Source organism: Curtobacterium sp. PhB142, assembly GCF_004341255.1.
GTDB lineage: Bacteria > Actinomycetota > Actinomycetes > Actinomycetales > Microbacteriaceae > Curtobacterium.
Map to the genome: position 1 here is coordinate 58879 of NZ_SLUT01000008.1, position 14109 is coordinate 72987.

Genomic DNA, 14109 nt, shown 5'->3' on the forward strand with positions numbered 1-14109 from the left:
CTGCGGCGACTGACTCGGTCACGATGATGGGACTCCTCGATCGAAATGGTGCGTCAAGACTAGTGCGCGCGTGGGGCTCAGGCGGGCACGGCGCCGAGCGTCGTGACGGGCAGGCGCGGCTCAAGTCGCTCACGTCCGTACAGCCCGTCGAGCTCGAGCAGCGCGGCGAACCCGACCGCCTGGTAGCCCGCGCGTTCGAGCAGCGTGATGGTGGCGGCGCCGGTCCCACCGGTGGCGAGGACATCGTCGACGACGAGGACCCTGGTGCCCGCGGGGAGCTGGCCCGGACGCAGCTCGAGCTCGGCCTCGCCGTACTCGAGTGCGTACTGCTCGCTGAGGACCTCGCCCGGCAGCTTGCCGGCCTTGCGCACCGTGAGCACGCCCACCTGGTGCTGCGCGGCGATCCCGCCGGCGAGGGCGAAGCCCCGTGCCTCGATGCCGGCGACGGCGTCGAACCCGGCACCGACCGCGAAGGGCGCGGCGAGTGCCTCGCACACGCGGCCGAACGCGACGGCGTCCGAGAACACCGGCGTCACGTCACGGAACAGCACCCCCGGCTTCGGGAAGTCCGGGACGACGGCGGTCAGGCGTTCGACGAGTGCAGCTGCGGTTTCGGTCACCCATCAACGGTACGGGAGGCCCGGGGTGCGTCCGACACGTCGGCGCACGGTGCGGGGTCGGTCGCGCCGTGCTGGGTCGTCGGTGCGGCGCACGGTGCGGGTTGCGTCGGCCGGTGCGCCGACGGTGGCTCGGTGCGGGGCTGTCCCCTCGCACCGAGCCACCAAACGGGCACGGGACGGCGACGGTCGCACGGTGCGACGGTCGGGTGTCCGATCCGGCTCAGCGCCAGGCGCGCATGAGTGCGGCCTGCAGGAGCAGGTCGTTCTCGCGCTGCTGCCGCTCGCGGTCGAGCTGCAGCCGTGTTGCGTGGTCGATCACCGGACGGACCCGGCGGGTCCGGCGGCTCCAGATGATGAGCGACATGCCGATGCGCAGCGCGACGCGGTCGGTGAGGGAGACCCGGTGGCGCGCTGCGCGGGTATCGGGAGGACGGGTGGCGGTCTTCGATGACACGGTGATCCCTTTCAGGGCATGACGGAACTGCCCGGCACACGGGCAGGAGTGGACTGCCCGGAACACGGGCAGGACGAAATGAATGCGTGAGAATGCATTCCGCGGTCACCGGAGGAATGTCCGACGACGCGGTACTGAATGACTTCCGGTACCGAGAGCGTCGCACCGACCGCCGACATTCTCCGGCGAGGATCGACGCAGTCCGATCGCGTGCGCGGAGCACACGGGTCGGGACCGATCGGCGATCGACGGAGCCGGTTCGACGCGAGCCAGAACGGCTCAGCGCGAGGTGTCAGGCGACGGACTCGTCACGAGACGAGGATCGAACGACACAGATGTCGGCAGAAGGCGGAACGCTCCGGGTCAGCGGACGCGGAACGGGGTGCCGACGCGTCCACGGATTCCACGGAACGGAGTGGTTGCGGTGATCATCATGGTCGGCCCCCTTTCGGTCTCGAGCTGTCGGAGTCGTCCCCCGGCTGCACTGCAGCGGTTCGCGACGAGTGAACACTATCGGCACCGCAATTCGCAGCGCAACCCCTTTCTCCGATTTCTCCGGAATTGCATTCCCGAACACCCCGCAGCGCACCCGGACGCCACGAAGGCCCGGTACCGAATCGGTACCGGGCCTTCGTGGGCGAACGGCTGCTACAGCGTCGCGGGTTCCACCACCGCTGCCGTCAGCACGGCGTCGACGACGTCGATCCGCACGGTGTCCCCGGCGGTCACGCCACCGTCGACCACGAGCGTCGCGATGCGGTCGTCGACCTCGCGCTGGATGAGCCGACGGAGCGGACGGGCGCCGTACTCGGGCTCGTACCCGTGGTCGGCGAGCCAGTCGACCGCGGCGTCGGACACGGAGAGCACCATGTCCTGCGCGACGAGCCGGAGCGCCGTGTCCTGCAGCAGCAGTGACACGATCGACGTGATCTGCGACCGGTCGAGCTTGCGGAAGAGCACGATCTCGTCGATGCGGTTGATGAACTCCGGCCGCATGGCCTCGCGGAGCTTGCCCATCACCCGGGCGCGGAGGTCATCCTCGCCGTACCCGTCAGTGGAATCCACGGGCGCGAAGCCGAGGGCGCCCGACCGTGAGGCCAGGAACTCCGAGCCGATGTTCGACGTCATGATCACGACGGTGTTCCGGAAGTCCACCGTGCGCCCCTGGCCGTCGGTCAGTCGACCGTCGTCCAGCACCTGCAGCAGCAGGTTGAACACGTCGGGGTGCGCCTTCTCGACCTCGTCGAGCAGGATCACCGAGTACGGGTTCCGACGCACGCGTTCGGTGAGCTGCCCGGCCTCGTCGTAGCCGACGTACCCGGGAGGCGCCCCGACCAGCCGCGAGACGGTGTGCCGCTCGCCGAACTCGCTCATGTCGAAGCGGAGCATGGCGGACTCGTCACCGAACAGCGACGACGCCAGGGCCTTCGCCAGTTCGGTCTTGCCGACGCCGGTCGGGCCGAGGAACAGGAAGCTGCCGACGGGTCGACGCTGGTCGCCCATGCCGGTCCGGCTGCGTCGGACGGCCTTCGCGATCGCCGCGACGGCGTCGTCCTGGCCGACGACGCGCTCGTGCAGTTCCTGCTCGAGCACGGCGAGCCGCGAGCGGTCGCCCTGGGTCAGGCGCGTCGCCGGGATGCCGGTGGCACGCGACACCACACCGGCGATGTCGCGTTCCGTGATCGAGGTGCCCACGGATTCGGGACGGGAGGCGCGGGGAACGTCCGCCGACGTGGCGGCGGCGATCCGGGCCTCCAGTCCGACCGTCTCGTCGCGCAGGCGCGACGCCTCTTCGTACAGTTCCTCGGCGACCGCGCGGTCCTTCTCGGCGAGCAGCTCGGCGACCTGGTCGCGGAGGGCCTCGACGTCCACTTCCCCCGAACGGGCGAGCCGGCGCCGTGCACCGGCCTGGTCGATGAGGTCGATGGCCTTGTCCGGCAGGTGCCGGTCGGTGACGTAGCGGTGCGAGAGTTCGACGGCGGCGCGCAGCGACTCCGGCGTGTAGACGACGCCGTGGTGCTCCTCGTACCGGGGTGCGAGGCCGGTCAGGATCGCGACGGCGTCCTCGACGCTCGGCTCCCCGACCGTGACCGGCTGGAAGCGACGCTCGAGTGCGGCGTCCTTCTCGATCCGACGGTACTCGTTCAGTGTGGTCGCGCCGACCAGGTGCAGGTCGCCGCGGGCGAGCCGGGGCTTGAGGATGTTGCCGGCGTCCATCGAGCCGCCCTCACCGCCGCCACCGGCGCCGACGACGGTGTGGAGCTCGTCGACGAAGACGATGAGCTCGTCGGCGTGCGCCGCGATTTCGTCCATGGCCTTCGTCAGGCGCTCCTCGAAGTCGCCGCGGTACCGGGTGCCGGCGAGCATGCCGGGCAGGTCGAGGGCGACGACCCGCTTGCCCTGCAGCAGCGACGGGACGTCGCCGTCGACGATGCGCTGGGCGAGTCCCTCGACGATGGCGGTCTTGCCGACGCCGGGCTCGCCGATCAGGACGGGGTTGTTCTTGGTGCGACGGAGCAGGATCTCGACCGCCTGCTCGATCTCGTCGGCGCGACCGATGACGGGGTCGATGCGACCGTCACGGGCCCGCGCGGTGAGATCGGTACCGAACTGGTCGAGGGTCGGGGTGTCGCTGTCGCTGTCGGTGTCGCTGTCGGCCGTTCCGGTCGTTGCACTGGTTCCGGGCATGGGGCGCCCCTCTCGTGCTGCTGCCGCGGCCTGCTGGGCGTAGTCCTGCATGGCCTGCGGGGTGACACCGGCGCTGGCGAGCAGCTGCCCGGTGACGGTCTCCTGGTCGGTCACGAGCGCGAAGAAGACGTGCTCGGGGTCGGTGTAGGTGCTGCCGAAGCCCCGCGCGGCCTGGGTGGCCTCGACGAGGATGCGCTGCGCCGTGCCGGTCAGGGCCGGGCGGCCGGTCTGCTCGGGCTGCGGCTCGCGGGCCATCGGCAGGCGCTGCTCGATCTCGGCGGCGAGGCGCTCGGGGTCGACCCCGGCGGAACGGACGACGGCGTCGAACGGCTCGGTGCGGACGAGCACGTGCAGCAGGTGCAGCGCGTCGAGCTCGTGCTGCCCCTGCGACACCGCGTACTCGGCGGTGTGCTGGAGCAGCTCGTGGGTACGGCGGCTGAGGAGCCGCGTGATGTCCACCGGTCGGCCGAACGCACGGGGGCGCTGCGGGTCACCGGTGTTCTGCGCCGCGAGGAGGCGGGCGAGGAACTCGTCGAACGAGTCACTGCCGCCGGTCGGGCCGAACGTCTCTGGCAAAGGGACCTCCTGGGGAACTTGAGTGCCTTCGACTCAATGCAACGCAGGAGTGCCGGGGTCATTCCCGACGACGAAAAAACTTGCGGCGACTCGGCTCAGGTCCGCGCGATCGCTGCCGAGATCGCCTCGGTGACCCGCGCGAGGTCGGCCGGAGCCACCTCGATGTCGAACCCGCGGCGCCCACCGGAGACGAAGATGCTGTCGTACGCCAGGGCCGACTCGTCGAGCACGGTCCGGATCCGGGACTTCTGGCCGACCGGGCTGATGCCGCCGACGACGTACCCGGTGCGCTTCTCGGCGAGGGCCGGATCGGCCAGCGTCGCCTTCTTCCCGCCGACCGCCGCCGCGATGGCCTTGAGGTCGAGCCGGTTCGCCACCGGCACGATCGCCACCGCCAGTGCGCCGTCGACCGAGACGACCAGGGTCTTGAAGACCTGCTCCTCGCGGAGACCGAGTGCGGCGGCGGCCTCCTCGCCGAAGTTCGTGGCGCTCTCGTGGTGGTCGTACACGTGCGGCGTGTACGACACCCCGGCTCGGTCGAGCGCGACGGTCGCTGGGGTGCTCGGCGAACCTGCGGTCATGCGGCGATCCTCTCCCGCGCTGCCGTCCTGTCCGTGGCGGCACGCGGGCGTTACGCTGAACCGACCATGACCGTCGCCCTGCTGATCCTCCGCGCCGCCGCTGCGCTGGTGCTCGGTGCGCCCGCGGTCGGCGACCCCGCAGCCGGCGTCCTGCCACTGCTGGCAGTGGCCGCGCTCGGCCTGACGGCCGTCGCCGTGGCGGTCGTCGTCGCGCAGGTCATCGCCACGGTGCTGGCGGCGGTCCTCGGGCTGCGGTCGACGGGTGTCGAACACGCTGCGGTACCGGACCTGGTCACCCGCATCGCGTGGAGCCACCCCGATGCCGACGGGCACGTCCGATCGCGTGCTCCGGGAGTCGTCGACCCGGCCTGACCACCGACCGGTGGCCGGGCCCCTCGCGACCCCTCCTGCGAACCACCACCGATCGGAACCGTCATGGACCTGTCCACCCTGCCCCTCGTCGGCCCGCTGCTGCACGGCGGCGCGGACCTCGTCGCCGCCCTGACCGCGGCCCTCTCCCCCACCACGGGCTCGTTCGCCGCGGCGATCGCCGTCGTGCTCCTCACCCTGGCCGTCCGGGCCGTGCTCGTGCCGCTGTCCGTCCTGCAGGTCCGAGCGGAGCGCGACCGACGTCGGCTCGCGCCGCAGCTCGCCGCCCTGCGGAAGCGCCACGGGAAGAACGCCGAGCAGCTGCAGCGCGCCGTCCAGCAGCTCTACACGAACGAGAAGGTCTCACCCCTGGCCGGCTGCCTGCCCGTCCTCGCGCAGGCTCCGGTGCTGTCCCTCGTCTACGCCCTGTTCACGCATGCGTCGATCGGCGGCACGGTCAACGCCCTGCTCGAGGCCACCCTGGTCGGGGTCCCGCTCGGGCACTCACTCGTCGTCACGCTCACGTCGCCGCTCTGGGTGCACGCCTGGGTCGTCGTCCTGCTGCTGGCCGTGCTCGCCGTCGTCGTGGAGCTCAGCCGTCGCGCGAACCTGCGCTGGAACCCGCTGCCGACACCCGAGCCGGGCGCGCAGGTGCCCGGTGCGGCAGCGACCGCCGCCATCGGGCGGTTCGCCCCGTTCATCACGGTCGTGTTCGCCGCGATCGCCCCGCTCGCCGCCGCGCTGTACGTCGTGACGAGCGCCGCGTGGACGGCGGGCGAGCGGGCCGTGCTGCGCCGGGTGATCCGGTAGCGCGGGCGCGTGGCGTCGGGTCCGGCGTCAGCCGCCCTGGCCCTCCTGCTGCGGCCCCTGGTCCACCGGGTCGTACTCGGTGCCGCGACCCTGCTCCTCGTCGGCGGTCGGCACGTGGCGCTCCGTGCCGGTCCCACCGGGGCTCGTCGCCACGTAGTCGGCCTCGCCGGACTGGGAGTCGTGGCTCAGCGGCTCGAGGGTCTCCGGGTCGGCGTCGTGCCGCGGTTCGGGTTCGGTGCTCATGCGTCACGCCTACTCCCCTCGTTCTGGGTGCGCGCCGCTGCCCCGGCAGTGCCACGATGAAGGGAGTCCACGCGACCGGCAGATCGGGAGTGCGCATGGCCCACGACGACGTGGCAGCGGAACGGGCACGGCTCGAGGCCGTCGCCTGGGGAGCGGCATCGAGCCCCGCCGACGCGGCGCGCGCCCGGATCGCGCTGCAGGATCTGGCGAGCGGGCGGCGGTCGGGTGGTCGGCGAGCGGTCGCGGGAGTCGCCTCCGCCACGGGGCCGGACGGGCGGCCGGGAGGCACGGCCCCGGCCAGCGGGCAGGTCGCGTCCCCCGAACGGTCGGCTCCACTGCCCGGCTCGCCGCCGGAACTGACGGCTCCACAGGTCGGCCCGTCGCCGGAGCGCCCGGCCCCGCAGTCCGGCTCGCCGGAATCGTCGTTCCCGGAGCCCGGTCGGTCGCCGGGACCGTCGGCCCCAGGGCGCGCGGCGGCTGTCGCGGAACCGGACCCGTCCCCGCGAACGGAGGCCGGATCGTGGGGAGCGACCGAAGCCCGAGAACCCGTCCGTCCCGACGACACGGGTGACGACGTCGGGGGTGAGCCGGGCCTCCCGGTCGGACCGACGCGACGGTCCCGGTGGCGCACGCTGCTCTGGACGGAGCGGCCACGCGTCTGGATCGCGCTCGGCGCGGCAGCGGCGGTCGGGGTGGCGTTCGCCGCCGGCACCGTCGTCGGGCCCGTCCGCGGCGACGTCGCGGCAGCACCGAGCGTCACGCCGACGGCGGGAACGGTCACGCTCGAGCAGCTGCTCGACGTGCCGCAGACCTACGCCGACCAGCTGCCGGGGCCGGTGGAGGCACCCGTGAGCCTGCACTCCACGCGACTCGTGTTCACGAACCGGGCGTTGGACGGCGGCTCGTTCGACACGCCGTGGGCAGTGTGGGCCGGGGTCGGCACGGACCGGTCGACGATCTGCCTGGTGGCGACGGCGAACCGGATCGAGTCGTCGACGGCGTGCTTCCCGCGCGAGGCAGCGCTGCACGGCTCGGTGTCGATGTCCGCGCAGTCGATGAGCGGGACGTTGACGATCGCGCTGCGGGGCGGCGGCGTGCAGGGTCGGGTGACGAACGAGAACTGAGGGCGCGGATTGTTGGAGCGCTCCGAGAATCTCCTCTGACCCCCTCGCGGGCTGCGGTCCATCGTGCAACACTGGATGAGCGCACTCGCCGTGGAGTCGTACCCACATCACCCACATCCACAGCGAGCGCGCCCCGCAGACCTCCCGGTCATCGTCGTTCCCCCGAACGGCACCGTCGCGCGCTCGCCCGTGCCCCGGAGGAGGTCAGCAGCGTGTCCACCAACACCACCACCTCGGCCGTGTCGACGAACACGCGGCCGATCACCGTCACCACCCAGTCCATCGTCGGCATCGCCGTCCTCGGGCTGGCGACGTTCTTCGCCATCACCACCGAGCTCATGCCCGTCGGGCTGCTCGGCACGATGAGCGCCGACCTCGGTGTGTCCGAGGCCACCATGGGCATCGTCGTCACCGTGTACGCGGGCGCCGTGGCACTCCTGGCGCTCCCGCTCACCGCCTTCACCGCGAAGCTCCCCCGCAAGGCCGTGCTTGTGTCGACGCTCGTCGGCTACACGGTGTCGAACCTCATGATCGCGTTCGCACCGTCGTTCGCCGTCGTCTGCGCCGGCCGGGTCGTCGGCGGCATCGCGCACGCGCTGTTCTTCTCGGTCGCCTCGGCGTACGCCACCCGGATCGTGCCACCTCGCCTGGCCGGTCGCGCCATCGCGTTCGTGTACTCGGGCAGCTCGCTCGGCTTCGTGCTCGGCGTGCCCGTCGCCACCTGGGTCGCGCAGCACATCGGCTGGCGCCCCGCCGTGTTCTCGATCGGTGTCGCCGCCGCCGTGCTCGCCGCCGTGGCGCTGCTGTTCCTGCCCGCCGTCAGTGGTGCCTCGTCGCCGCACATCGGGTCCCCGAAGGCCTGGGCGCGCACCGGGCTGCTGTCCGTCGTGATCGCCGACCTGCTCCTGTTCGCCGGGCACTACGTCGTCTACACCTACGTCGGGCCGTACGCGATCGACGCCGGACTCGACGCCTCGATGGTGAGCGGTGCGCTGCTCGTCCTGGGCGGCACCGGGGTGATCGGCCTCTGGCTCGCGGGCATGTTCGTCGACCGGGCACCCCGGCAGACCCTCATCGCCGCCGTCGCGGTCATGGCCGTCGCGTTCGCCGCGATGCCGTTCGTGCACGGCTCCCTGGTCGGCACGATGGTCGTCGCCGGCGTGTGGATGGCCGCGAACGGCACGACGGGCACGCTCTTCATGGCGGCCGCGATCCGTTCCGGAGGCGTCTCCCCCGACATCGCCGGCGCGCTCATCAACGGTGCGTCGAACATCGGCATCGCGGGCGGTGCAGCCATCGGTGGGCAGGCGCTCGGGATCGTCGGGCTGCAGTACCTGCCGTTCGCCGGTGGTGCCGTGCTGCTCGGGTCGCTCGGGGTCGTCGTGCTGGCGCGTCGGGGCTTCCCGGTGCACACGGTCGGGCAGGAGCACCTGTCGACGTCGTCGATCGAGGCGATCACGTCCTCGCTCGCGGTGGTCACCACGTCGGTACCCGTCGTCGGTCGGGCGATCCAGACCCTGACGGGCTCGGTCGCGACGGTCACGGGCTCGCACCGCACGCACCGCACGCAGTAGCGCGGCGCGGGCGCGGGCGCGGGCGCGGCGTGCGCCTGCCTGCGCCCGAGGTTCCGAAATCTCGGCATCTGGCCGTGCCGTGCGGCCGTCCGTGGAACCTCGGCGAGCGACGTGCGGCGTGTCGTGGAACCTTGGCGTCGGGCTCCGGGCGTGGCGTGCGGTTTCGGCGCCGCGTGCGCGTGCGGCATCGACACGCCGTGTGCGTTGCGCTGAGGTTCCACGACCTGCCGAGTGAGTCGCCGCAGGTGTGCAGATTTCGGAACCTGGGGGTCGGGCGGCGGGCGGGCGGGCGGCGGCGTGTTGCCGAGCGACGAGCACGACGACGAGGGGCGGGCCGGCAGCACCGACCCGCCCCTCGTCGTCGTGGGTCCTCAGTCCTGCAGGTGGCTCCGGCGACGGTTGCGCACCGCGCGGTAGGTCAGGAGCGCCGCACCGAGCAGCACGAGCACCCCGGCCGCGATGAGCCCCGGCTTCAGGTCGGCACCCGTGTAGGCGAGGGGTCCACCGTCACCGACGTCACCCGAACCAGCGGCTGGCGCGTCGCCCGAGCCCCCGGCAGCGGGCACGGTCGGGACCGCCGTCGGCGAGGTGCTCGGCGTCGGAGCACTGGGCGACGGCGACGGCACCGGGGTGACCGCGGCGTCGACCACGAAGGCCAGCGGCGTCGCAGCACCGTCCTCGGGCGTGACGACGGTCGCCGGGGTGGCGCCGTCGACGTCGACGGTGATTACGTACTCGGTCGTCGGCTGCAGGCCGGTCAGGTCGAACGCGCCGTCCTCGTCGGTCGAGACGGTGACGGGGTCGCCGGCGTCGTCCTCGGTCGGGGTCGCGACGACCTCGACGTCGGCGATCGGGTCACCGTTCGTGTCGACGACTGTGCCGGGCTGGTCGGTCGTGACGACCTCGGGCTCGGCGGCCGACGTGAACGGCAGGTCCGACGTCACGCTGGTGCCGGCCAGCGCCTCGATGCCGGTGTTCGCGGTGTCGCCGGTCGCACCCGCAGCGGGGACCACCGTGCGGACCGTGTAGGTGCCGGTCACCGTGGCGAAGACGTAGCGGCCGTCGGCGTCGGTGGTGTCCGAGCCGACCACGGCACCGTTCTCGTCGAGGAGTTCCACGACGACGCCGATCGGGACGGGTGTCCCGTCGAGCGACACGACACCGGTCACGGTGGCGATCGCGGCGGGCGGGGCGACGATCGGCTCGGGCTCGACCGGTGCGGCACCGGCGTCCCCGGTGGTGATCGTCACGGGCGGTTCACTGGCCACCGAGACCTCCACGGCGGTGTCCGCGGGAAGGTCCGACGCGGTGTACACGCCGTCGCTGTTCGTCGTGGTCTCGATCGGGTCGCCCCCGGGGACGTCGATGACGACGGGCACGTTCGCCACGGGGTGGTCCTCCGCGTCGGTCACCGTCCCGATGACGGACGTCGTGTCGTCCGGCGACGCGAACGCGAAGTCGGCGGTCTTGTCGACGCCACCTGGTGTGCCGGCGACGGCGAGCGAGACACCCGTCACCGTGGCGTCACCGTCAGCACCCGCCGGCGGAGTGATCTCGACTCGGTAGTTCGCGATCACCGGCAACTGCGGGAACACGTAGTTGCCATCGGCGTCGGTGGTCGTCGTGTACACGGTGCCGCGCGGTGCGGTCACGGTGACGGTGGCTCCCGGGATCGGGGTGCCGTCGAGTGTCGCGGCGCCGCTGATCGCCGCGGTGCGGTTGGCGAACCAGGTCTGGTAGACGGGGAACCCGCTGCGCTGCTGGTACGTGATGGTCAGGCTCGTCAGCGACGCGGTCGGGGTGAACCAGGCCGAGGCGCCCGCGGTGTCCGACGCGGCGGCGTTGCCGGTCAGCGTTCGCGTGGCGGCGTCCCAGGTCGGCTGGTCCTTGCCGGTGGTGCCGTCGGGGTCGGGGGTGCACGACCAGCCGCCGGCCGTCGGAGCGGCCGAGCACGAGTTGTAGGACCCCTCGTAACCGAGCTGCTCCGCGGTCGCCGCGCCCCCACCGGCCACCGTGGCCGAGATCGTGGCCTGGTCGGCGTCGACGTCGCCCAGGACGAACGACCAGCTCTGTGCGCCGGGCGTCGCGCCGTCGAACATATAGGTGGTGGTCGACGCGCCGGCCGTGGTGGGCGAGTCGGCGAACGGCCGCTGGTTCATGTACGTCTGTGCCCGACTCGTGCCGTAGACCTCGCCCGACGGCGTCCCTGCCGACTGCCAGGTCGACGCGCCGCTGATGACGGTCGACTGCCGCGAGTTCGAGGTGAACGTCGTGGCGGGGAACCCCGGCAACGTCATCGTGCCCGTGTACGCCTTCGACGCCCCGCTCAGGGTGAACGTGCCCCAGTTGCCCGCGGGCTCCGCCGAGGCGCTCGTCGCGCCGCCGATCGCGAGTCCTGCTCCGAGTGCGAGGGCGGTGAACCCTGCTGTGACCGTGCGCCAGCGCCGCATGTGTACTCCCCTGGTGGTCGCGCCGGCCCGCCCGACACCCGGTCAAGTTATCCACGCCCCCGTGACCCTGTCCGGACCGTCACCCGATCGTGACTCACCCGCAACGGGCGATGCGCTCACCCGGCCGGATCCGGCCCGTCGAGCAGCACGAGCAGCGCGTCCACCGCGGCGACCTGGCCCGCGACGAGCAGCTCCCGCGCCTCGGCGACCGGCACCCACCGGGCGTCGTCGACCTCCGGCACGTCGACGAACCGTCCTGAACCGCGTGGCAGCTCGAGCCGGACGGTGTTGCTCCGCACGTCGACGACCTCGAACGCCGGCGCCGGGGCGACGAACACCCGGACGCGCTTGCCCGAGGCCTGCCGGAACTCGCCCAGGTCCGTGACGTCGTCGGCGGCCGCGGGTGCGGGGACCCCGATCTCCTCACCGAACTCGCGCACGGCAGTCTCGAGCGGGTCCTCGCCGGCTTCGACGAGTCCCTTCGGGATCGACCAGGCACGTGGCCGGTTCCGCCAGAAGGGCCCGCCCATGTGCACGACGAAGACCTCCGGCCCGGCCGGACCGGTCCGGTGCAGCAACAGTCCGGCGCTCACCACCACGCCTGCGAGACTACGCGGCGTCGGCCAGGAGGCCCGGCCCACGTCCGCCGCCCGCGGTCACCGCCGCGCACGGCCGGTTCCACCGCCCCCGACCGGAGTACCGTGTGGCGCACGGAGCGCCAGGTGACGGCCCCGAAGCCTGCGACGGAGGAGGCCGATCGGGATGGACGAGCGATGGACGACGGTGACGTTGGCCGCCGATGCGGCGATGCCCCACGACGAGGCCCTGCGGTGGATCGTGGCCCGCGCCGGTGCCGGTGTCGAGCGGCTGCGGATCATCGGCGCCGACCACGCGCTGGAGGGTCGGACGCCGGTCGCCGACCAGCTCGCCGAGGCCGCGCGGACCGCTCTGCCCGGTGTGGCGGTCGAGGTGCACCGGCACGCGGGTCCGTTCGCCGCAGCCCTGGTCGAGGAGTCGGACGGCGGCGACCTGCTCGTGATCGGGAGCTTCCGCCACCGGCGCGGATCGACGGCCGGCGGTGACCCGGCGCGGGTCGCCGAGCGTGCTGCCGTCCCGACCGTGGTCGTGCCGGAGGGTCCGCACCCGATCGACGGTGACGTGGTGCTCGCGGTGGAGGACCCGATCGACGAACGTGCGGTGTCGATCGCCGTCGACGAGGCCGTCCGGCGGAACCGACGGCTGACGCTGCTGCGCGCCTGGGAGATGCCCGTGCTCACGCGGACGGGGCTGACCGACTTCGCCGAGGACCCGCTCCGGTGGCGTACGAGCAACGCCGAACTGCTGCAGCGGGTGACGTCCGTGCTGGCCGCGCGGTACCCGTCGCTCCGCCTCCGTCCGCTGCTGGTCGAGGGCCACCCGGGTCACGCCATCGCGTCGCACACCCGCCGGGCGTCGTTGGTGGTGCTCGGCCGCGGCCACGTGCGCGCACTCTCGGGCTCGTTGCTCCACGACGTCGTGCGCGAGACCGCCGCCCCGGTCTGCGTGGTCCCGCCGGCGGCGCACCCGGACAGCCGAGCGGCCACGGCGACCGAGACCGCCGGTGGGATCAGCCGGCGAGGGCGCGGATCGCGGCGGCCATCCGCGCGGTCAGGTACGTGACGCCGCGCTCGTTCGGGTGCAGGGCGCCGGCCTTCAGGTCGATCTTCCGCAGGTCGCCGGAACCAGTGAGGGTCACACCGGCCACGTAGCGCTTCGACGCGGCGCACGGCGAGTGGTCCTGCGTGCTCGCGAAGACGTCGACGAACCGCACCCCGGCGGCGGCGGCAGCGGACCGGGAGACCTCGTTGAGCTCGTCCTGGACACCGTGCAGGTACTCGACGTCGGTGTCCGTGAAGGGGTAGGTGTCCGACGGGAACGAGCCCGCCAGGGTGCCGAGGTCGAGTGCCGACCGGAAGCAGCCCTTCGCGGGGGTGTCCTCGGCGTCCGGGAAGATCGCCGGGTACCCGAGGAACACGACGACGGCGTTCGGGGCGGCCCGCTGCACCGCGCCGAGTGTGTCGGCGATGCCGAGGGCCACGCGCGACTGGATCTTCACGGCGAGCTGGTCGACGCCGTCCTGCACCAGGGTGCTCTCGCACGACGGGGCGTCACGGCCCGAGAACACCGGGCCGTTCGCGGAGATCGCCAGGCACGAGGCCGCCGTGCCGAACAGGTCGGCGTCGTTGCCGCCGATCGTCAGGGTCACCAGTCGGGTGCGGTCGGACAACGACTCGATCTGGGGTGGGACGCCCTTGAACTGGTGGCCCGTGGTGACGTCGTCGCTCGTGGCGCCGGCGCACGTGACGTCGGTCAGGGCGAGCCCGAACTGCGCCGCGAGCCGGTGCGGGTAGTCGCGCGCCGACTGCACGCAGGCGTTCGTGGGCAGCCCGGTGCGGTCCCCCAGGCCGTACCCGGCCGAGTAGGAGTCGCCGAGCGCCACGTACTCACTGCCCGGCGGGATCGCGTCGAGCGTCTCGGTGGGGTCGGCGGTCACGGGGTACGGCTCGGGCACCGGCCACATCGGCGCCGCGGAGGCCGACGGCGCGCCGACGGACCCGCCGAGGCCCGCCGCCACGAGACA

The 14109-nt window shown here is 72.7% G+C and carries 13 protein-coding genes; 5 read left to right on the forward strand and 8 right to left on the reverse strand.

Annotation, left to right across the window (positions count from 1 at the left end):
• Positions 1–77: 77 nt before the first annotated feature.
• From EDF31_RS15735 to ybaK, 4 genes are all read right to left on the reverse strand, one after another.
• A complete protein-coding gene (locus EDF31_RS15735) occupies positions 78–620 on the reverse strand; it encodes an adenine phosphoribosyltransferase (RefSeq protein ID WP_131846811.1) in 543 nt (180 codons plus the stop codon).
• A 220-nt stretch (positions 621–840) separates the two neighbouring features.
• Positions 841–1074 (reverse strand): hypothetical protein, encoded by a 234-nt coding sequence (locus EDF31_RS15740; RefSeq protein ID WP_131846812.1) that lies wholly within the window; start codon positions 1072–1074, stop codon positions 841–843.
• Between the two features lie 648 nt (positions 1075–1722).
• Positions 1723–4338, reverse strand: a complete 2616-nt coding sequence (locus tag EDF31_RS15745; protein ID WP_131846813.1) for an ATP-dependent Clp protease ATP-binding subunit — start codon at positions 4336–4338, stop codon at positions 1723–1725.
• 95 nt (positions 4339–4433) lie between these two features.
• A complete protein-coding gene (gene ybaK, locus EDF31_RS15750) occupies positions 4434–4919 on the reverse strand; it encodes a Cys-tRNA(Pro) deacylase (protein WP_111084051.1) in 486 nt (161 codons plus the stop codon).
• A 66-nt stretch (positions 4920–4985) separates the two neighbouring features.
• Between ybaK and EDF31_RS15755 the strand changes: the two genes are divergently transcribed.
• Positions 4986–5291: a DUF6412 domain-containing protein gene (locus tag EDF31_RS15755; protein ID WP_131846814.1), complete on the forward strand. Its 306-nt coding sequence runs from the start codon at positions 4986–4988 to the stop codon at positions 5289–5291.
• Between the two features lie 63 nt (positions 5292–5354).
• On the forward strand, positions 5355–6098 hold the full coding sequence (gene yidC, locus EDF31_RS15760; protein ID WP_131846815.1) for a membrane protein insertase YidC: 744 nt from the start codon (positions 5355–5357) through the stop codon (positions 6096–6098).
• A gap of 27 nt (positions 6099–6125) precedes the next feature.
• Here yidC and EDF31_RS15765 read toward each other — a convergent pair whose 3' ends face one another.
• The gene (locus EDF31_RS15765) at positions 6126–6341 is read right to left on the reverse strand and encodes a hypothetical protein (protein ID WP_131846816.1); all 216 of its coding nucleotides are present in this window, start codon (positions 6339–6341) and stop codon (positions 6126–6128) included.
• Between the two features lie 95 nt (positions 6342–6436).
• Here EDF31_RS15765 and EDF31_RS15770 point away from each other — a divergent pair, with 95 nt between their 5' ends.
• Both EDF31_RS15770 and EDF31_RS15775 read left to right on the forward strand, forming a co-directional pair.
• On the forward strand, positions 6437–7465 hold the full coding sequence (locus EDF31_RS15770; protein ID WP_131846817.1) for a hypothetical protein: 1029 nt from the start codon (positions 6437–6439) through the stop codon (positions 7463–7465).
• A gap of 212 nt (positions 7466–7677) precedes the next feature.
• A complete protein-coding gene (locus tag EDF31_RS15775) occupies positions 7678–9039 on the forward strand; it encodes an MFS transporter (RefSeq protein WP_111084056.1) in 1362 nt (453 codons plus the stop codon).
• A gap of 371 nt (positions 9040–9410) precedes the next feature.
• Here EDF31_RS15775 and EDF31_RS15780 read toward each other — a convergent pair whose 3' ends face one another.
• Together EDF31_RS15780 and EDF31_RS15785 are read right to left on the reverse strand one after the other, a co-directional pair.
• Entirely contained in the window at positions 9411–11489 is a 2079-nt protein-coding gene (locus EDF31_RS15780; RefSeq protein WP_131846818.1) for a carboxypeptidase regulatory-like domain-containing protein, read from the reverse strand.
• A gap of 116 nt (positions 11490–11605) precedes the next feature.
• A complete protein-coding gene (locus EDF31_RS15785) occupies positions 11606–12082 on the reverse strand; it encodes an NUDIX domain-containing protein (RefSeq protein WP_347812752.1) in 477 nt (158 codons plus the stop codon).
• A gap of 169 nt (positions 12083–12251) precedes the next feature.
• On the opposite strand from EDF31_RS15785, the gene EDF31_RS15790 reads away from it, so the two are divergent.
• Complete coding sequence (locus EDF31_RS15790; protein WP_131846820.1) at positions 12252–13148, forward strand: universal stress protein; 897 nt, start codon at positions 12252–12254, stop codon at positions 13146–13148.
• On the opposite strand, the gene EDF31_RS15795 is transcribed toward EDF31_RS15790, so the two are convergent.
• Positions 13096–14022 (reverse strand): SGNH/GDSL hydrolase family protein, encoded by a 927-nt coding sequence (locus tag EDF31_RS15795; RefSeq protein WP_165901454.1) that lies wholly within the window; start codon positions 14020–14022, stop codon positions 13096–13098. The genes EDF31_RS15790 and EDF31_RS15795 overlap by 53 nt on opposite strands.
• Between the last annotated feature and the right edge of the window lie 87 nt (positions 14023–14109).